This is a genomic window from Bradyrhizobium sp. 27S5, from assembly GCF_037217225.1.
Lineage (GTDB): Bacteria > Pseudomonadota > Alphaproteobacteria > Rhizobiales > Xanthobacteraceae > Bradyrhizobium > Bradyrhizobium septentrionale.
The window spans coordinates 8,238,034-8,255,624 of record NZ_CP147714.1 but is presented as its reverse complement, the minus strand read 5'-3'; the positions used below and the strand labels follow the sequence as shown (position 1 = coordinate 8,255,624).

The 17,591-nt window shown below is 66.7% G+C and carries 20 protein-coding genes; 17 read left to right on the top strand and 3 right to left on the bottom strand.

Features of this window, described 5'->3' with window-relative positions:
* The first annotated feature begins 10 nt into the window (after positions 1-10).
* The 8 genes from WDM24_RS38840 to WDM24_RS38805 are packed head-to-tail and all read left to right on the top strand — an operon-like array spanning position 11 to position 7,096.
* A complete protein-coding gene (locus WDM24_RS38840; RefSeq protein ID WP_338829463.1) occupies positions 11-1,054 on the top strand; it encodes an ABC transporter ATP-binding protein in 1,044 nt (347 codons plus the stop codon).
* The gene (locus tag WDM24_RS38835) at positions 1,051-1,956 is read left to right on the top strand and encodes an ABC transporter permease (protein WP_338829462.1); all 906 of its coding nucleotides are present in this window, start codon (positions 1,051-1,053) and stop codon (positions 1,954-1,956) included. The genes WDM24_RS38840 and WDM24_RS38835 overlap by 4 nt, the downstream gene beginning before the upstream one ends.
* Positions 1,953-2,759, top strand: coding sequence for an ABC transporter permease (locus WDM24_RS38830; RefSeq protein WP_338829461.1), 807 nt, complete (start codon positions 1,953-1,955; stop codon positions 2,757-2,759). The genes WDM24_RS38835 and WDM24_RS38830 overlap by 4 nt, the downstream gene beginning before the upstream one ends.
* Before the next feature lie 8 nt (positions 2,760-2,767).
* Positions 2,768-3,895: an FAD-dependent oxidoreductase gene (locus WDM24_RS38825; protein ID WP_338829460.1), complete on the top strand. Its 1,128-nt coding sequence runs from the start codon at positions 2,768-2,770 to the stop codon at positions 3,893-3,895.
* 11 nt (positions 3,896-3,906) lie between these two features.
* Entirely contained in the window at positions 3,907-4,203 is a 297-nt protein-coding gene (locus WDM24_RS38820) for a (2Fe-2S)-binding protein (protein WP_338692763.1), read from the top strand.
* Positions 4,200-5,618 carry an NAD(P)/FAD-dependent oxidoreductase gene (locus WDM24_RS38815; RefSeq protein WP_338829459.1) on the top strand — a complete coding sequence of 473 codons (1,419 nt, stop codon included), beginning with the start codon at positions 4,200-4,202 and terminating at the stop codon, positions 5,616-5,618. The genes WDM24_RS38820 and WDM24_RS38815 overlap by 4 nt, the downstream gene beginning before the upstream one ends.
* Complete coding sequence (locus WDM24_RS38810; protein WP_338829458.1) at positions 5,615-6,736, top strand: FAD-dependent oxidoreductase; 1,122 nt, start codon at positions 5,615-5,617, stop codon at positions 6,734-6,736. Before WDM24_RS38815 ends, WDM24_RS38810 begins: the two co-directional genes overlap by 4 nt.
* 12 nt (positions 6,737-6,748) lie before the next feature.
* Entirely contained in the window at positions 6,749-7,096 is a 348-nt protein-coding gene (locus tag WDM24_RS38805; protein ID WP_166299519.1) for a RidA family protein, read from the top strand.
* Positions 7,097-7,275: 179 nt separating this feature from the next.
* Here the strand turns inward: WDM24_RS38805 and WDM24_RS38800 are convergent, their stop codons facing one another.
* Positions 7,276-7,713, bottom strand: a complete 438-nt coding sequence (locus WDM24_RS38800) for a hypothetical protein (protein ID WP_338829456.1) — start codon at positions 7,711-7,713, stop codon at positions 7,276-7,278.
* Positions 7,714-7,849: 136 nt separating this feature from the next.
* On the opposite strand from WDM24_RS38800, the gene WDM24_RS38795 reads away from it, so the two are divergent.
* The 8 genes from WDM24_RS38795 (at position 7,850) to WDM24_RS38760 (ending at position 13,822) form a co-directional block, all read left to right on the top strand.
* Entirely contained in the window at positions 7,850-8,920 is a 1,071-nt protein-coding gene (locus WDM24_RS38795) for a sensor histidine kinase (protein WP_338829455.1), read from the top strand.
* A gap of 152 nt (positions 8,921-9,072) precedes the next feature.
* Positions 9,073-9,729 (top strand): response regulator transcription factor, encoded by a 657-nt coding sequence (locus tag WDM24_RS38790; protein WP_029083136.1) that lies wholly within the window; start codon positions 9,073-9,075, stop codon positions 9,727-9,729.
* 139 nt (positions 9,730-9,868) lie between these two features.
* Positions 9,869-10,252 carry a hypothetical protein gene (locus WDM24_RS38785; protein WP_338829454.1) on the top strand — a complete coding sequence of 128 codons (384 nt, stop codon included), beginning with the start codon at positions 9,869-9,871 and terminating at the stop codon, positions 10,250-10,252.
* Position 10,253: 1 nt separating this feature from the next.
* Positions 10,254-12,005: an OmpA family protein gene (locus WDM24_RS38780; protein WP_338829453.1), complete on the top strand. Its 1,752-nt coding sequence runs from the start codon at positions 10,254-10,256 to the stop codon at positions 12,003-12,005.
* Positions 12,005-12,505 (top strand): Rab family GTPase, encoded by a 501-nt coding sequence (locus WDM24_RS38775; RefSeq protein ID WP_338829452.1) that lies wholly within the window; start codon positions 12,005-12,007, stop codon positions 12,503-12,505. Before WDM24_RS38780 ends, WDM24_RS38775 begins: the two co-directional genes overlap by 1 nt.
* 285 nt (positions 12,506-12,790) lie before the next feature.
* Entirely contained in the window at positions 12,791-13,204 is a 414-nt protein-coding gene (locus tag WDM24_RS38770) for a DUF3597 domain-containing protein (protein WP_338829451.1), read from the top strand.
* Between the two features lie 76 nt (positions 13,205-13,280).
* A complete protein-coding gene (locus WDM24_RS38765) occupies positions 13,281-13,565 on the top strand; it encodes a hypothetical protein (RefSeq protein WP_338829450.1) in 285 nt (94 codons plus the stop codon).
* 89 nt (positions 13,566-13,654) lie between these two features.
* Complete coding sequence (locus WDM24_RS38760) at positions 13,655-13,822, top strand: hypothetical protein (protein ID WP_166299507.1); 168 nt, start codon at positions 13,655-13,657, stop codon at positions 13,820-13,822.
* A 59-nt stretch (positions 13,823-13,881) separates the two neighbouring features.
* On the opposite strand, the gene WDM24_RS38755 is transcribed toward WDM24_RS38760, so the two are convergent.
* Complete coding sequence (locus WDM24_RS38755; protein ID WP_338829449.1) at positions 13,882-14,700, bottom strand: class I SAM-dependent methyltransferase; 819 nt, start codon at positions 14,698-14,700, stop codon at positions 13,882-13,884.
* Positions 14,687-15,151 (bottom strand): Rrf2 family transcriptional regulator, encoded by a 465-nt coding sequence (locus WDM24_RS38750; RefSeq protein WP_338829448.1) that lies wholly within the window; start codon positions 15,149-15,151, stop codon positions 14,687-14,689. The genes WDM24_RS38755 and WDM24_RS38750 overlap by 14 nt, the downstream gene beginning before the upstream one ends.
* Before the next feature lie 346 nt (positions 15,152-15,497).
* Between WDM24_RS38750 and WDM24_RS38745 the strand changes: the two genes are divergently transcribed.
* A complete protein-coding gene (locus WDM24_RS38745) occupies positions 15,498-17,588 on the top strand; it encodes a tetratricopeptide repeat protein (RefSeq protein WP_338829447.1) in 2,091 nt (696 codons plus the stop codon).
* The last annotated feature ends 3 nt before the right edge of the window (positions 17,589-17,591 follow it).

Genomic DNA, 17,591 nt, shown 5'->3' with positions numbered 1-17,591 from the left:
AAGCACATCGATGTCCTTTCTCGAACTCGAGCACGTCGCAAAACAGTTCGATTCGAAGACCGTCGTCGACGATTTCAGCCTCGCGGTCCGCAAGGGCGAGTTCATCTCGTTTCTCGGTCCGTCCGGATGCGGAAAGACCACGACGCTGCAGATGATCGCGGGCTTCCTCGAGCCGTCGCGGGGCGCGATCCGCCTCGAGGGGCGTGATCTCACCGCGGTGCATCCGGCAAGGCGCGGCCTCGGCGTGGTGTTCCAGAGCTATGCGCTGTTTCCGCACATGACCGTGGCGGAGAACGTCGCCTTCGGGCTCGAGATGCGGCGGGTGCCGCGGAGCCAGCGCGCCGAGCGCGTCACTGCGGCGCTCGCGATGGTCGGGCTTGCGGGCTTTGAGGAGCGTTATCCGCGGCGGATGTCGGGCGGCCAGCAGCAGCGCGTGGCGTTGGCCCGGGCGCTTGTCATCCAGCCGAGCGTGCTGCTGCTCGACGAACCGCTGTCGAACCTCGACGCCAAGCTGCGCGAGGAGATGCAGATCGAGCTGCGCCAGATCCAGCGGACGCTGGGCACCACCACGATCCTTGTCACGCACGATCAGAACGAAGCGATGTCGCTGTCGGATCGCATCGTGGTCATGAGCCAGGGCCGCATCGAGCAGATCGGCACGCCGCAGGAGACCTATGAGCGGCCGGCGTCGGCCTTCGTCTCGCAGTTTCTCGGCAAGACCAATGATTTCGCCGCGACCATTGATCGGACGGCGACGCCGGCGCGGCTGGTTGCCGGCTCCTGGCACGCGCCGGCACCGGCGGCTGTAGCCGGCCCGGTGACGATCAGCCTTCGCCCCGAGCGCATCAGCTTTGCCGACGCCGGGCTCGCCGCCAAAATCGTCACCCGGATTTTCCAGGGCAATCACTGGCTGTTCCAGTGCGAGACCGAATGCGGGCCCGCGCTCGTGGTCCGTCAGAACGACGGCAAGCCGCAGCCGGCCGAGGGCGAGGCGGTTTGCCTGGCGTGGCGGCCGGAGGACATGAGCGTGCGTCCGATTGGAGGCGTCGCATGAGCGCCGTCGACACCGCGCCGCGAGCCGTCGCGGCATCGTCCGATCAGGGCGCCGCGACCGCGCCGTGGCTATTGTCCGCGCCCGCGCTGATGCTGTTCGGCGGCGTGCTGGTGATCCCGCTCGCCATGACCGTGATGCTCTCGTTTCACGATTGGGGCCAATACAAGGGTATCGAGCCGGTCTTCATCCTGAAGAACTGGCGCGAGATCGCGAGCGATCCCTATTACGCGGAGATGTTCTGGCGGACATTCCGGATCGCGCTGCTGGCGACCTTGATCACCGCCGTGCTCGGCGCGCCCGAGGCCTACATCCTCAACCGCATGAGCGGACGCTGGAAGGGCTTCTTCATGCTGCTGATCCTCGGCCCCCTGCTGATCTCGGTGGTGGCGCGCACGCTCGGCTGGGCGCTGCTGTTCGGCGGCAACAACGGCCTCGTCAACAAGCTCCTGATCTCGCTCGGGCTGATCAATGCGCCGTTGCCCTTCATGTTCACCGAAACCGGCATCGTCGTAGCACTTGCCCATGTCATGATGCCGTTCATGGTGCTCTCGGTCTGGGTGGCGCTGCAGCGCGTCGACCCGCAGATCGAGAATGCCGCGATGTCGCTCGGCGCCGGCGCCTTCACCATCGTCCGCCGCATCATCCTGCCGCAGATCATCCCCGGCGTGCTGTCGGGCGCGATCATCGTGTTCTCGCTGTCGGCCAGCGCCTTCGCCACGCCCGCGATCATCGGCGGCCGCAGGCTCAAGGTCGCGGCGACGCTGGCCTATGACGAATTCCTCAACACGCTGAACTGGCCGCTTGGTGCTGCGGTCGCGGTACTGCTGCTGGTGGCGCTGGCGCTGATCGTCGTCGGCAGCAACGCTCTCATCGAGCGGCGCTATGCCGAGGTGTTCCGATGAGAACCATTGGCCCGCTGGCGCTTGCCTTTCACGTCATCTTCGTTGTGATCATGCTGGCGCCGATCGTCGTGGTCTGCCTGGTCGCCTTCACGCCCGAGGGCTTCCTGTCGCTGCCGACCAACGGCTTCTCGCTGCGCTGGTTCAGGGCGATCGCGAACTATCCGGAATTCGTTCACGCCTTCTGGGTCAGCCTCGGGCTCGGCATGCTGTCCTCCTTCGTCGCGCTGTTGTTCGCGGTGCCGGTGGCGCTCGCGATTGCGCGCTACCGGTTTCGCGGCCGCGACGCGCTGGTCGCGCTGTTCCTGTCGCCGCTGATGATCCCGCATGTGGTGCTCGGCATCGCCTTCCTGCGCTTCTTCACCTCGATCGGCATGGGCGGAAGTTTTACGGCGCTGCTTGTCGCCCACGTGATCGTGGTGTTTCCGTTCGCGCTGCGCCTGACATTGGCGGCGGCAACCGGCATGGACCGCTCGATCGAGATGGCGGCGGTCTCGCTCGGCGCCGGCGGCTGGACGCTGTTTCGCCGCGTCACCCTGCCGCTGATCCTGCCCGGCGTGATCAGCGGCTGGGCGCTCGCCTTCATCCAGTCCTTCGACGATCTGACCATGACCGTGTTCCTCGCGGCGCCCGGCACCGAGACGCTGCCGGTCCGCATGTTCCTCTACATCCAGGACAACATCGATCCGCTGGTGACGTCGGTATCCGCGAGCGTGATCGCGATCACCATGACGGCGCTGATCCTGCTTGACCGCTTCTACGGGCTCGACCGCGTGCTCGCCGGCAAGAGCGATCCGGGGCGATAGGAGAACCCATGCACAAGGACTATGACGTCGCTGTCGTCGGCGGCGGCCTGCTCGGCTCCGCAATTGCCTGGGGGTTGGGCCGGCTCGGCAAGACGGTGGCCGTGCTCGACGAAGGTGATATCGCCAAGCGCGCCTCGCGCGCCAATTTTGCGCTGGTCTGGGTGCAGAGCAAGGGGCTCGGCATGCCGGCCTATACCGGCTGGACGGTGCGGGCATCGGAAGCGTGGGGCAGGCTTGCGGCCGAATTGAAGGACCAGACCGGCCTCGACGTCGCCCTGCAGCAGAATGGCGGATTTCATCTGACGCTCGGCGAGGACGAGTTCGCGCAGCGCGGCCAGCTCGTCACGCGCATGCACAACCAGGTCGGCGCGGCCGACTACAGGATGGAGATGCTGTCGGCGTCCGCCGTTAAGAAGATGCTGCCGCTGATCGGCCCGGAAGTCTCGGGCGGCAGCTTCTGTCCGCTCGACGGTCACGTGAATTCGCTGCGTACGTTCCGCGCCTTTCATACCGGCATGAAACTGTTCGGCGTCGACTATCTGCCGGAGCGGCCGGTGACCGCGATCGTCAGCGAGGGCGGCGAATTCAGGCTCGCGACGCCGCAGGGCGAAATCCGCGCGGCAAAAGTCGTGCTCGCGGCCGGCAACGCCAATCAGAATCTGGCGCCGATGGTTGGCCTCGATGCGCCGATGGAGCCGACGCGCGGACAGATCGTCGTGACCGAGCGCACCGTGCCGTTCCTGCCGCACCCGCTGACCACCGTGCGCCAGACCGACGAGGGCACGGTGATGATCGGCGACAGCCGGGAGGAGCAGCTCGATGATCGCGCGGTCAATCATGCGGTGAGTGCGGTGATGGCGGATCGCGCGCAGCGCATGTTTCCGCATCTCGCGCGCCTCAATGTCATACGCACATGGGCCGGCATCCGCGTGATGACGCAGGACGGCTTTCCGATCTACGACCAGTCGGAGAGCGCGCCCGGCGCCTTCGTCGCCTGCTGCCATTCCGGCGTGACGCTGGCATCCAACCATGCCTTCGACGTCGCGCGGATGGTCGCCGACGGCGCGCTCGCGCCGGAATTGGTGGGGGCGTTCTCGGCCCGCCGCTTCGGCGCGCCGCGCGCAGGCCAGCATTGAAGAGGCATCCAATGTTCAAACGATCCGATCAAGACAAGCGGCCGAGTGTGCAGATCTTTGTCGATGGCGCCGCCATCGAGGCGCGCGCCGGGGACACGGTTTCCGCGGCGCTGCTGGCCTCTGGCCGCGACGTGCGCCGCGCCACCGCAGTCAGCGGTGCGCCGCGATTGCCCTATTGCATGATGGGCGTGTGTTTCGACTGCCTCGTCACCATCGATGGCGTCGGCAACCGCCAGGGCTGCCTGGTGCCGGTCACTGAGGGCATGCAGATCGAAATCCAGAAGGGCAAGAGGGAGATCGGCCGATGACCACGACGCCGCGTCTAGACAATTATGACGTCGTGGTGATTGGAGCGGGCCCCGCGGGGCTTGCCGCGGCCGCGACGGCGGCCGGGGCCGGCCTGTCGACACTGCTGCTCGACGAGAATCCGGGCCCCGGAGGCCAGGTCTGGCGTAGCATCGCGTCGACGCCGGTGAAGGCGCGCGAGCAACTGGGCGCCGACTATTGGGCAGGTGCCGATCTCGTCGCGGAGCTGCAGTCGAGCGGTGCCGAGATTATTCACCGCGCGACGGTCTGGAGCCTCGATCGTCAGCTCGAGATCGGCGTCTCGGTCGGCGGCACGTCGTGCTTCATCAAGGCGCGGCGGGTGATTCTCGCGACCGGCGCGCTGGAGCGGCCATTTCCAATTCCCGGCTGGACGCTGCCGGGCGTGATGACCGCGGGCGCCGCCCAGACGATGTTGAAATCGTCGGGCCTGGTGCCTGATGGCCCGACCGTGATCGCGGGCCAGGGGCCGCTGCTGTGGCTGCTGGCGGCCCAGATCCTGCGCCTCGGCGGCCGGATCGATCGCATTCTCGATACGACGGAGCGCAGGAACTACTTTGCGGCTCTGCCTCACGCCTTGGGATTCCTGATGTCGCCCTATTTCGCCAAGGGGCTTGCGATGATGCGCGAGGTGAAGGCGAAGGTCCCCGTCGTCACCGGCGTCAGCGAACTCGCCGCTTCCGGTGAGGGCCAGCTTGCCAGCGTGAGCTACGTTGCCGGCGGGCGGCGCGAGACCATTCCGGCGGAGCTGCTGCTGCTGCATCAGGGCGTCGTGCCGAACGTCAATCTGGCGATGGCGGCCGGGATCGAACATCGCTGGGATGACCGGCAGCTGTGCTGGTCGCCGGTGCTCGATGCCGACGCCAACACGTCGGTCGAAGGTATCGCCATTGCGGGCGACGGCGCCGGCATCGGCGGCGCCACCGTTGCGGTGGCGCGTGGCCGCATCGCCGCGCGCGCCGCGGTCGAAGCGCTGGCGCCTGCCGCCACGGCGAAACTCGCTGCCGACAATTTGCTCAAGACGGCGCTGGCGCAGGCCGAACGCGGCCGCGCCTTTCTCGACGTGCTGTTCCGTCCGGCGCCGCAGTTTCGGATACCGTCGGCGGACACCATCGTCTGCCGCTGCGAGGAGGTGACGGCCAAGGACATTCTCGATGCCGTCGCCATCGGTGCGACCGGTCCGAACCAGCTCAAGGCCTATCGGCGCACCGGCATGGGCCCGTGCCAGGGGCGTCTTTGCGGTCTTACTGTCACCGAGCTGATGGCACAGGCGCGCGGCAAGAGCCCGCAGGAGATCGGTTACTACCGGCTGCGTGCGCCGGTGAAACCGATCACCTTGGCGGAGCTCGCCGCCATGCCGCGGACCGAGGCCGACGTCAAAGCCGTGGTGCGCGGATGACGAAGCTTGCGGATGCCATCATCGTGGGTGGCGGCATCCACGGATGCTCGACCGCGCTTCACATGTGCCTCGCCGGCATGAAGCCGGTCCTGATCGAGAAGGACTATGCCGGACGACACGCCTCCGGCGTCAACGCCGGCGGGGTCCGGCAGCTTGCACGGCACGTCGCCGAAATCCCGCTCTCGATTCGTTCGATGGACATTTGGGAGCGGATCGCGCAGCTGGTCGACGACGATTGCAGCTTCGAAAGCCATGGCCAGGTGCTGGTCGCCGAAAACGCCGCGGAGCTGGAAACCTGCCGCGCGCGGGTCGCTGAGCTGAACGCGCTCGGCTTCACCCATGAGGAGCTGATCGACGCAACGGAGCTGCGGCGGCTGGTGCCCGCCGTGGCCGACAGCTGTCCCGGCGGCGTGGTCTCGCGGCGCGATGGCGCGGCCAATCCGGCGCAAACGACGACGGCGTTTCGACGCAAGGCCGCGATGCTCGGAGCGACCGTGCGCGAGGGCATCGCCGCCAGCAATATCCGCCAGCATGACGGGCTCTGGCATGTCGATGTCGGCGCCGACAGCTACGCTGCGCCGGTGCTCGTCAACGCAGCCGGCGCGTGGGCCGGGCGGATCGCCGCCAGTCTCGGCGAGCCGGTTCCGGTCGAGACGGTGGCGCCGATGCTGATGATCACCTCGCGCGTGCCGCATTTCATCGATCCCGTCGTGATCCTGCGCGGCCGCAAGCTGTCGTTCAAGCAGTTCGCCAATGGCACGGTGCTGATCGGCGGCGGCCATCTGGCGACGCCGGATCAGGACCGCAACGAGACGGTGCTCGACTGGCACGGCCTCGCGGTGAGTGCGCGCACCGTGTTCGAGCTGTTTCCGGTGATGCGCGCCGCGACCATCATGCGCGCCTGGGCCGGCATCGAGGCGCGCACCAGGGACGAGCTGCCTGTGTTGGGACCAAGTGCCCGCCACAAGGGGCTCTATCACCAGTTCGGTTTTTCGCTGCATGGCTTTCAGCTCGGACCCGCCGCCGGCGCCGTGATGGCCGAGTTGATCGCCAATGGCGGCACCCAGACCCGGATCGGCGATCTCGGCATCGAGCGCTTCCAGACTTCCCAACCCTGAAGACGAGACATCATGACCATCACCCGCAGCATCCGCACGCCGATCATGCATCGCGCCGTCGAAGCCAACGGCTTCGTATTTGTCGGCGGCACCATCGCCGACGACACCAGCGTCGCGATGGGCGAGCAGACCCGCAACATCCTCGGTAAGATTTCGGGCTATCTGAAGCAGGCCGGAACGGACCCCTCGCGCATTGTCAGCGCCTCGATCTTCGTGACCGACCTGTCGAAGAAAAAGGAGATGGACGCGGTCTGGACCGAGTTCTTCGGCGACAATCTGCCGGCGCGGGCAACGGTCGGTGTGGCCGATCTCGGCGGCGGCGCGTTGATCGAGGTGGTGGTGACCGCGCTCAAGGGCTAAAGCATGATCCGGAAGAGTGCGTAGCGGTTTTCCGAACGGATCATGCTCAAACAAGAAGCATGATCCGGACGCGACGGGCCGCGTTAGCGCAAAGTGCATGGCGGTTTCCCTCGCGACAAACGCGGAACGCGTTTGCGCGGAGATCATGCGCAGACAGGAGCCCAGGGCGCGATGAGAGGTCAATCTGAACTCATCGCGCCCTGGACCACGCCGTCCGCCGTCGGAGCTGCATAAATTTCCCGCGCGCGCTTGGTCACGGCCGCATAACGCGCCGTTGCGCTGAGGCTCATCAGGCCGGCGCGCACCAGTCCGAGAATGGCACGCCGCGAGTGGAACGGCCCGGTCTTGCGCGCGGCATATCCGCGCGGATAGAGCTGCAGGCGGCCGGCGAGGGCTTCCTGCAGCGCCACCTTCTGGGTCGCACTGAGGCGCCGACGCCGTGCGGGCTTCTCTGCTTCCGCCAACATGCGCAGCTCGATGCGCGACGGTTTCCGTGGCGCGCCCCTCATTGTCAGTTCAAGCTCCGGTCGATCGGCGCGGCCCTGCAAGGGCGCGGCCCGGCTGGCGTCGTCATCGGCGACGACATGTGGCACATCATGGATTGCGCCGTTGCTCATTCTAGGGAGACAACCGCATTTCGAGCGGCAGCGGCATCTGACGAAAGTCAGGATCGGTCGTGACGAAAGTCATATTCGTTTGCGGCCGCTGCCGGCTTACGCCAGAGTGGGCGGTCGCTGAGCTGATGGGCAACGCATGATCGATCTGAGCGCGGATTTGCTTGCGGCCGCAGAAGCCGATGTCATCGGTCTCGCCGTCATCGCTGCCGACCGACGCATGCAGCGGAAGATCGGGCGGCTGGTCGAATGGCTTCCCGCCATCGGCGTCGATTGCTGCGAGTGCATGCTGCTGGTCGGCATGGAAGCCGAGTTGGCGGCGCTGGCCGCGGGCCAGCGGGACATGATCGCGCTGGCCGGTGTGCGCGGCGCCTCTCCGGGGATCACGCAGCCGATAACGGCGGTGGTGCGATGGAACGGCGCGCAGTCACACTACTTCGTCATCGCCATGCCGGATTTCGCGGGCCGTCAGGTCGAAACGCTGCTCGGCAGCGAGCGCCGGGCGCGCCGGCTGATGGAGCAGCAGCTCGAGGCGGCGAGCGCCGAGGTGCGGTTTGCCTCGCTGGCGCGGACGCGGCTTCGGTTGGCGCGCGATCTGCACGATACGCTGGTGCATTCGATCGTGGCGCTGCTGACCCAGATCCGGCTGATCAGGCACTATCTGTCGGCCGACCCCGCACGCGTGGCGGACAGTCTTGCGACCGCGGAAGACGCGGCGGCGAGCGGCCTTTCGCGCGCCCGCGAAGCCATCGATCGCCTGCGCACGCCGGACGATCTGAAGCTTGATCCCGATGTCGAGGGACTGCTGAGCGATTTCGCCGCCCGCAGCGGCGTCAGGGTCTCGATCCAGATCGACGAGCAGGCACGGCCCGGCTTGCGCGACTGCGGTCTGACCGTTCAACGCATCCTCTCTGAGGCGCTGCGCAATGTTCAGGCACATGCGCAGGCGCGCCGCGTCTCTTTTCACGCCTTCGCCGAGCCGGCCGCGGTCGGCCGCAAGCTCGTCGTCGAGATCCGCGATGACGGCCGCGGCTTCGATCCCGCGGAGCCTACTCCAGGACATTTCGGATTGATTGGCATGGCCGAATTTGCTGAACTTGTCGGCGGAAGCTGCGCGGTGCAGAGCGCGCCTGGCCAGGGAACGCTGGTCCGGATATTGCTCCCCGTGGCGGCGCCGCCGACAGCGTCTGCCGGCGTGCTGGCCGATTGATGTCACGGCCCGCGCATTGAGAGCGTTTTTCGAGCAAAGTGGCTACCGGTTCGCGTAAAGTAAACGCGACCAACGAGAGGATAAGAGCATGATCCGATTCGATCGGATCACGCTTTGGAGCGAGAAGACCTTCGAGAGGATGACGGAAGCCCGTGAGCAGGATTGAGAAGGTACGGGTGCTGATCGCCGAGGATCAGACGCTGATCAGGGAAGGTATCGCGACACTGCTCGCCCAGCAGAACGACGATTTCGAGATCCTGCCTGGTGCGGCCGATGGCGAGCAGGCCATCGAATTCGCGCGGCGCTATCGGCCGGACGTCATCCTGATGGATTTGCAGATGCCGCGGGTCGACGGCATCGCGGCGACCCAGCGGATTCTCCGCGAACTGCCGCAGACCCATATCGTGGTGCTGACGACGTTCGAGACCAACGATCTGATCTTCGAGGCAGTCAGCGCAGGCGCCAAGGCGTATCTGTTGAAGGACGCCAGGATCGAGGAGATCGCGGGCACGATCCGCGCCGTGATCAACGGCCAGTCCGGGCTTTCGCCGAGCGTTGCCGCGCGCATCCTCGACGAGTTCAAGCGGCTGCGCGGCCCGCGCGTCTCGGCGAAGCTGCCGGTTCGTGACGGGCTGACGGCGCGGGAGAATGAAATTCTCACGCTGATCGTCGAGGGCAAGAGCAACACCGAGATCGGTGAACGGCTGCATTTGGCCGAAGGAACCGTGAAGAACTATGTCAGCACGATCCTGGAGAAATGCCAGGTCAAGAACCGTACGGAACTGGCAATAAAGGCAATAACTTACTAGAAATAATTGCCTCAAGCCGCACAACCACGCGGTTGATCCGGCTGAGATTACTCGCCTTTCTCTGGGCCGCGCCCGTAAAATTGGCTATAGGATTGTTCCGGATTTGCTTTTTGACACCGCACGTCCGGATTGCGCGGCCATGAGTAGTAAGCAGGGAATGACCATGAAGGGTATCGAGCGCCAGACCACCGACGGACTGGCAAACCCTCCGGCGGCCGGCAACGGCGCCGATGCGGCGGCGCATGGCATGGCGGCGATCGATCAGGTCCGCGATCTGCTGTTCGGCGGCGCGCAACGCTCGCTCGAGACCAACCTCTCGGGTCTGCGCGAGGAGATGCAGGCGCAGCTCAAGCAGATGCAGGCGGACTTCACCAACGAGCTCACCGCCCTGCAGGCGAGGCTCTCCGACCTCGAGCGGGATACCGAGCAGAAGCGCCTCGACTCGCTGAAGGATGTCGGCGCGGCCATCACCCAGCTCGGCGCGGCGATCAGCGGATTGGGATCGGGCCGCTCGGGCACATAGCATGGCAGCTGCTGCCGGCCAGAACCGCGAGATCGAGCAGCTCAAGACATTGCTGTTTCAGCCCGAGGCGACGCGTCTGACGTCGCTGGAGGCCGATCTCGACTCGCTGCAGCGATATGTCGGCAACGCCGACCGCCTGGAGACGGCAACCGCCGGCATCCTGGTGGAGGCGCTGGAGCGCGCCGAGGTCAACCGGCCGCGTGAGCTTGCCAGCGCGATTGCGCCGGTCGTGGTCTCCGCGATCCGGAGTGAGATCAAGAATTCGCGCGAGCAGATGATCGAGGCGCTCTATCCGATCGTCGGCCGGCTGGTCAGTGCCGCGGTGGCGAATTCGTTCCGGGAACTGGTTGCCTCGCTCGAGCAGCGCATCAATGCATTGACCTCGGCCCAGCTGTGGGTGGGGCGCGTCAAGTCGCTGGTGACGGGGCGCCCGATCAGCGAATTCGTGCTCGCGGACAACCCGCCGCGCGTCAACCGCCTGCTGATCATCGAGCGCGGCAATGGCCGCCTGATCGCGGACTGGAAGCGCGACGCGACTGCCGACGAACGGGCCGACCTGCTCAGTGCGATGGTCGCGGCGATCCTGGAATTCTCGGTGCAGGCGCTCGCCGGCGAAGGCAATCTGCAAACGCTCGATTTCGGCGGGCGGCAGCTCGCGCTGCGCGCCTCGCCCCGCTTCATCCTGGCGGCGGAGTGCCTAGGGCCGCTGCGTCCCGCCGACAATGCCAGGATCAATTCGCTGTTCTTCGATGCGATCGAGCGCATCGACCGTGGCGCGGATTGCGATGGGCCGATGCTCGCGTCGCTTGCCGGCTCGATCGAGACCGATGACACCCCGCGCAGGATCGCGAGCCGGCGCGGCAAGGTTATCCTGCTCGCCGTGCTCGCGGCTATCGCCGCGCTGCTGCTCTGGCTTGCGGTGACGTCGGTGACGCGCAGCCTGCTGGAGCGGCGGACCCATACGGCGCTGGAGCAGCTCGCCACCAAGCAGCCGTTGCTGGCCTCGTTTCCGCTTCGGCTCGACTTCGATCACGGCAGCCGTAGCGTGGCGGTCTCGGGTATTGAGCCGAGTCAGCTGGAGACCGCACCACTGCTCGACGTGCTCGCCGCTGCGGCGGCGCCGTACAAGATCGTCAACCGCATCGGCCTGGTGTCCGCACCGGAGCAGGTCGCGGCATCGCAGGCCGGCATCGCGGGCCTGCAGCAGGGTATGGTGCGCCTGCAGGCGAGCCTCGACCAGATGCGCGAGGCGATGAGCGCGCAAGCCCAGTCGGGCGACCAGAAACATGCGGCGCTCAGCGCGCAATATGACAAGCTCGGCGAGCAGTCTACGAAGCTGGGCGAGCAGGTTGCGAAGCTGCAGTCCGTCGCCGACGGACCGACGGCGCGGCTCGACCGGTTCATCGCCGCCTCCGCGATCTTCTTCGTCTACAATTCCGATGAATTCCTCGACGCCGATCAGGCCGAGCAGCAGCTGCGCGAACTGGCCGGCGTGCTGGCCAACAACGATCTCAGGGTGCGCATCGTCGGCTATGCCGACCAGAGCGGCACGGAAGGCACCAACCGGACGCTGGGGCGCAAGCGGGCCGAGCAGGTGCAGCGCAGGCTGGCCGCGCTTGGCGTCGATCCGTCGCGGCTGATCCTGGTGTCGCGCGCCGCGACGATGCCGATCACTGACCGGCCCGACGCCACCGTCGGCGGCAACCGCCGGGTGTCGTTCGAGACGGTCTATCGAGGCGAAGTGTCGCGCTGATGCTCACCGCAAAAGTCATGTTGCTCGGCGATATGGGGGTCGGCAAGACCTCGATCCTCTACCGGCTGATCTACGACCGGTTCGAGGGCCAGTACAAATCGACGTTGGGCGTCGAGATCCTGAGCCATGACGTGGTGCCGGTGGACGACAGCGATCCGATGCGCCTCGTGCTGTGGGACACCGACGGCGATTTCGGCACGCAGATCTTCGACACCGTCTATGTCACCGGCGCATCCGCTGCCATCATCGTCTCCGACGTCACGCGGCCGCAGACGGTGACCCGCATGGTCGAGCTGGTCCGCGGCTTCGAGGAGCGATTTCCCGGCCGGCCGTACCGGGCGCTGTTGAACAAGATCGACCTGCCGGAGGCTGCGGGAAGCGCCGGCGCGATCGGCGAGCTCGCGAAGTCGAGCGTCAAATCGGTCAGCGCGAAAACCGGCACAGGCATTGCGGAATGCTTTGTCGAACTCGCGCAGACCATCCGTCGCCGCCAGCTTTAGCTCAGGAAACTTAGGCGCAGGTTTGTGTCAGCCGCCCCGACTTCTCGGGGCTGGCGAATCGGGCCGGGGCGGCTGACTTCATCGCACGTGGGGCGTACGATGAAAGGCTCTCACGCGGCCGCTTGGCGAGCGGCACACTTTCCCCGCCAACTGCACCACGCGGTCCCGCACTCCGATAGTGACGATGGTCATCTTCCGCTCGGCCAATGGCCTGCCTATCGTCCGCTCCGTCACTGGAACCCGCCATGAGGCAAACGCTGTCTCGGGCGCACGGAGTGAGAGATCATGAGCATTTTTGGAAGCATCATGGGTGCAATCTTCGGCCATGGCGCCCAGGCTAAGACGGCTGGGACCGCCGCTGAGACCACAACGACGGCTGCGCCGGGTGCCTCGCCGGCAGCACCGTCAACGTCGGCTGCATCGGCAGCGCCCGCGGCGCAAACCGTCGACGTCGCGGCGATCGTCGACAAGGCCGCCGCGGCCACCGGCGAGAAGCTCGACTGGCGCAGCTCGATCGTCGATCTGATGAAGGCGCTCGGCCTCGACAGCAGCCTTGCAGCGCGCAAGGAGCTCGCGAAGGAGCTGCACTACACCGGCGATACCAACAACACCGCCACGATGAACGTCTGGCTGCATCAGCAGGTGATGGCCAAGCTCGCCGCCAACGGCGGCAAGCTGCCGGCCGACATCAAGACCTGACGATTTGCCTTGAGCCGTGCGAGGCGCGCGTCTCGCACGGCTTCGAACGATCTGTATTGCGTGAGGAGCAGTTGTGATGGCCTCATCTCATCTTGCCATCCTGAACAGGCGGCGGTCCGCCATGTTGCGGTCCGCCGGATCGATCGGCGCGGCACTTGGATCTATCGCGTTGACGCTCGGTATCGCCATTGCCATCGCACATGCCGATAGCGCCAGCGACGAGCCGCGGCCGGCGAATGCGAATGTGCAGCGCGCCGCGCAGAACCTGCCGCCGGCGCGGGTCATCCTGCCGGCGCCGTGGGAGCAGGCGGCTCCCGTGCAGCCGGTCGCAGCGCCAGCGAAGCCGGCAGACCGCAAATAATCTTCACGCGCTGCTGCGGCTGGCGATCCACGCCTTGCGTAGCGAGCGCTGCGAATGGCCCGCACACCGCCCAGTTCTGGAGCCTCGCCATGCCAGAACAGGTCAAGCTGCCCCGAAAATTGTCGCAGGAGCCCGGTGGTCCGTCGACACTGCGGCCGAGCCACCGGCGGGTCATCGAGGAGCTCGACCGCTGGGCCAACAGCCCCGGCCTGCAGCCGCCGAGCGATGGAGAGAAGCAGGACGACGATACGCGCTGAGGCGAGAACGGCACGGCCACGGACCCGCCTCACCGAGCCCGCCAAACTCCGCACTGCGATCAGGGCCGCCGGGCCGTCGCGATCAGTGCGGTCGAGGGAATCGCGAAGATGTCACCGACCCGTCCGCGCTCGATCTCGCTCCGGAAAGCGCGTGCGACCGCGGCGCTCTGGTCCGCGTCGAGGCCGCTCCAATGCGGCATGAATTCGAACAGTTTGTCGACATCGCCGGGATTGCCGACATTGAGCTTGAAGTCGTGGGTGATCTCGGCGACCGCCGGATCGGTGAAGCCGGCGGCGACGACCGCAGCAGCGAGGCGGCCGGGATCGGCGAGCTCGGCGAGGCCCGTGCAGGGCATCGGTGTGACATTGTCAGGATAAAGCCGCCGGATGATCTGCGCGAGTTGCAGATGCACGGCGGCGCCGTCGGCGCTTTTCCAGACCGCAATCGCGGCCGTCCCGCCTGATCGCGTCACCCGCGCCATCTCGCGCAAGCCGGCGCGCCAATTGGGAAACAGCATCACGCCGAACACCGAGACCGCCGCATCGAATGCAGCATCCGGCAGGTCGAGCGCCTGGCCGTCCATCTGCCGCGCCTCGATGTTCGCGACATCATGCGCACGGACCCGCGCCACCATGCCGGCGGAGAGGTCGATCGCGGTGACGTCTGCGCCGGTGCGGGCGGCGGCAAGCGCTGCCGCACCGGTGCCGGTGGCGACGTCGAGCACTTTGGATGACCGGCCGATCGGGAGTGTTGCGACCGCGGCGTCGGCGAAGTGCGTCGTGAACGGCTGCGACTGCGCCTCGTAGGTGGCAACCATCTTGTCCCAGTGCGCGGGATCGTTGAACGGCAGAGGTTTCGCCTGCTCACTTGACTGCATGGATCTGGTCCTCAAGGCTCTGTTTGTGCTTGGCGAGCCGGCGCTTGAAATCCTTGGCGAGGGCATCGAGCGTCACCGCGCCGAGCCGCTTCAGGAAGATCGCCTCGACCTCGCGAAACGTACCTGTGAGCGCGTCGTTGACCGCCTGTTCGACCAGGCACCCGGGATTTTCCGAGCGATGGCCCATCGCAACGATCGTAGGCGCGCCGACCGCGCGATAGATGTCCGCGAGCGTGATGTCGGCGGGATCGCGCGCGAGCGTCCAGCCGCCGCCATGGCCCTTCTCCGAACGGACCAGCTCCTTCTCGCGCAGGCCCGCCATCACGCGGCGTACGACCACCGGGTTGGTGGCCATCGCCTGGGCAAGTTGCTCCGACGTGACCGGCTCTCCCGCTCCGATCATGTGGAGCAGGCCGTGCAGCACACCAGACAAACGGCTATCGCGCATCATGTAACTTCATATGTTGCATGATGCGCCGGACGTCAAGAGGGGCGATGGCGGGCGCATCAGCGCTCCTGGTCGCCCTCTTAACCTCCCCTTGAAAAGGGGAGGTCGCTTTGCTCCGCGGAGCAAAGCGGGTGGGGATCCGCTCTCTCCGCTTGCAGCGTCGTCTGCGGCTGACCCCCATCCCGACCTTCCCCCTTTCAGGCGGAAGGAGAAGAGATCAGGGCCTGCACCCGGGTCATGATTCTTCAATCGGGATATTCGTGCCGGATTTGGCGGCGCCGCCCGTTTAATCCCTATCGGGATTGCCAAGGGCGAGGGCGGTATCGTGGGCAGTGTGGTGGTTGATCGGATGTTGCTGGATGCGGTGGCGCATTATGGCGCGGGCCGCGCGACGGAGGCCGGCACGCTGTGCGGCGACATCCTGACTGCCGATCCCGACCATGTTCCGGCGCTGCATCTGTCCGCCGTCATCGCCTTCGTGACCGATCGTGCTGCCGAGGGCGCGGTGCTGCTGAACCGGGTGTTCAGCCTCGATCCGCATCATGGGCCGGCATTCGCCACGCTCGGCGATGCGCTCGCGGTGAAGGGCGAGCACGAAGGCGCGGCGGCGGCGTTCCAGCGCGGCGTGACGCTGCGGCCGAAGGATGCCGGCCTGCACATCAAGCTCGGCGTTGCGCTGTGCGATCTGTCGCGCTTCGACGAGGCCGAGACGGCGTTCCGCCGCGCCATCGCGCTCGATCCCGGCCTGACGCGGGCGAAGTTCAACCTCGCCGTTGCGCTGGCCGGGCAGCGGCGGCCGGTCGAGGCGGAGCAGGCCTATCGCGAGGTGATCGCGCGGGACCCGGCCTATCGCGGCGTCTGGCTCAATCTCGGCAATGTGTTGACCGATCAGAACAAGCTCGGCGACGCCGCCACCGCCTATCGCCGCGGGCTTGGCACGGATCCCGACAATGCCGGGCTGCATTGCGGTCTCGGCGGCGCGCTCTACCGCCAGGGCCTGCTCGACGACGCGATCGTGCAATTTCGCCGCGCGACGGCGCTCGATCCGGAAAACCTCACGCCGCAGCGTCTGCTGGCGATGGTGCTGCACGAAGCGGGCGAGCGCGAGGAGGCACTCCGCATCTATCGGAAGGTCTCGGCCCGCGACCCGTCCGACCACGTCATCCTCAACAATCTCGGCGCCTGCCTCTTCGAGCTTGGGCAGGTCGACGACGCCATCGCCTGCGCCGAGCTCGCGCTGGCGCTCAAGCCGGACTATGCGGCTGCGCACACCAATCTCGGGATCATCTTCGAGGCGCAGAATCTGGTCGAGGCGGCGGTCGCAGCACATCGGCGCGCCATCGAGCTCGAGCCCCATTACGCCAAGGGCCATGCCAATCTCGCGGTCGCGCTGCGCAATGCCGGCGACATCGATGCGGCGCTGGTGGCCTCGCGCAAGGCCATCGCGCTCGATCCCGATCAGCCGCTTGCGCATTACAACCACGCGCATTTCCTCCTGATGAACGGCGAGTTCGAGGAGGGTTTTGAAGAGTACCAGTGGCGCCGCAAGACCAAGATGCTCAGTGACGGCGATCCCGTGTTCGATGAGCCGGAATGGCAGGGTGAGCCGCTCGCCGGGCGCACGCTGCTGCTGTTTGCCGAATACGGGCTCGGCGACGCCATCAATTTCGTCCGCTATGTACCGATGCTGGCGGGCAGAGGCGGCCGGATCATTCTGCAGGTGCAGCCGGCGCTGGTCTCACTGCTGCGGCCGATGCTGCCGGAAGTCGCGGTGTTCGCCCGCGGCGAGCCATTGCCGCCGTTCGATCTACAGCTGCCGCTGCTGAGCCTGCCGCGGATCTTCCGCACCACCGTCAATACGATTCCCGCAGCGGTGTCCTATCTGCAGGCGGATGCCGTCAAGCTCGCGCGTTGGCGCGCGGCGCTCGCCGGCGCTGCCGGGCTGAAGGTCGGCGTAGTCTGGGCCGGCAATCCCAGGCACAAGGGCGACCGCCAGCGCTCGCTGCCGGCGGACGCCGTGCTGCCGCGGCTGGTCACACCTGGTGTCCAGCTCTACAGCCTGCAGAAGGAACCGCGGCCGGACGATGCACCGGTCCTGCAGAGCCTCGGTTCCGATATCGTCGACCTCGCTCCGACGCTCGGCGATTTCGCCGACACCGCGGCGGCCGTCTGCGCGCTCGATCTCGTGATCGCCGTCGACACCTCGGTGGCGCATCTTGCCGGCGCACTCGGCCGCCCGGTCTGGCTGCTGTGCCCCTATGCGCTCGACTGGCGCTGGCTGCGCGACCGCGCCGACACGCCCTGGTATCCGACCATGCGGCTGTTCCGCCAGGACCGACCGCAGGCCTGGGACCGCGTGCTGGCGCGGATGTCGGACGAGCTTGCGCGTCTCGCGGCCGGCGAGCGTGACTTGCTGCTGGCGCCGGTGCAGCGGGGATAATCA

Bases quoted from the DNA above. Each gene is read 5' to 3' on its own strand.
- WDM24_RS38840 (WP_338829463.1), top strand. From the start codon at position 11: ATGTCCTTTCTCGAACTCGAGCACGTCGCAAAACAGTTCGATTCGAAG.
- WDM24_RS38835 (WP_338829462.1), top strand. From the start codon at position 1,051: ATGAGCGCCGTCGACACCGCGCCGCGAGCCGTCGCGGCATCGTCCGAT.
- WDM24_RS38830 (WP_338829461.1), top strand. From the start codon at position 1,953: ATGAGAACCATTGGCCCGCTGGCGCTTGCCTTTCACGTCATCTTCGTT.
- WDM24_RS38825 (WP_338829460.1), top strand. From the start codon at position 2,768: ATGCACAAGGACTATGACGTCGCTGTCGTCGGCGGCGGCCTGCTCGGC.
- WDM24_RS38820 (WP_338692763.1), top strand. From the start codon at position 3,907: ATGTTCAAACGATCCGATCAAGACAAGCGGCCGAGTGTGCAGATCTTT.
- WDM24_RS38815 (WP_338829459.1), top strand. From the start codon at position 4,200: ATGACCACGACGCCGCGTCTAGACAATTATGACGTCGTGGTGATTGGA.
- WDM24_RS38810 (WP_338829458.1), top strand. From the start codon at position 5,615: ATGACGAAGCTTGCGGATGCCATCATCGTGGGTGGCGGCATCCACGGA.
- WDM24_RS38805 (WP_166299519.1), top strand. From the start codon at position 6,749: ATGACCATCACCCGCAGCATCCGCACGCCGATCATGCATCGCGCCGTC.
- WDM24_RS38800 (WP_338829456.1), bottom strand. From the start codon at position 7,713: ATGAGCAACGGCGCAATCCATGATGTGCCACATGTCGTCGCCGATGAC.
- WDM24_RS38795 (WP_338829455.1), top strand. From the start codon at position 7,850: ATGATCGATCTGAGCGCGGATTTGCTTGCGGCCGCAGAAGCCGATGTC.
- WDM24_RS38785 (WP_338829454.1), top strand. From the start codon at position 9,869: ATGAGTAGTAAGCAGGGAATGACCATGAAGGGTATCGAGCGCCAGACC.
- WDM24_RS38780 (WP_338829453.1), top strand. From the start codon at position 10,254: ATGGCAGCTGCTGCCGGCCAGAACCGCGAGATCGAGCAGCTCAAGACA.
- WDM24_RS38775 (WP_338829452.1), top strand. From the start codon at position 12,005: ATGCTCACCGCAAAAGTCATGTTGCTCGGCGATATGGGGGTCGGCAAG.
- WDM24_RS38770 (WP_338829451.1), top strand. From the start codon at position 12,791: ATGAGCATTTTTGGAAGCATCATGGGTGCAATCTTCGGCCATGGCGCC.
- WDM24_RS38765 (WP_338829450.1), top strand. From the start codon at position 13,281: ATGGCCTCATCTCATCTTGCCATCCTGAACAGGCGGCGGTCCGCCATG.
- WDM24_RS38760 (WP_166299507.1), top strand. From the start codon at position 13,655: ATGCCAGAACAGGTCAAGCTGCCCCGAAAATTGTCGCAGGAGCCCGGT.
- WDM24_RS38755 (WP_338829449.1), bottom strand. From the start codon at position 14,700: ATGCAGTCAAGTGAGCAGGCGAAACCTCTGCCGTTCAACGATCCCGCG.
- WDM24_RS38750 (WP_338829448.1), bottom strand. From the start codon at position 15,151: ATGATGCGCGATAGCCGTTTGTCTGGTGTGCTGCACGGCCTGCTCCAC.
- WDM24_RS38745 (WP_338829447.1), top strand. From the start codon at position 15,498: ATGTTGCTGGATGCGGTGGCGCATTATGGCGCGGGCCGCGCGACGGAG.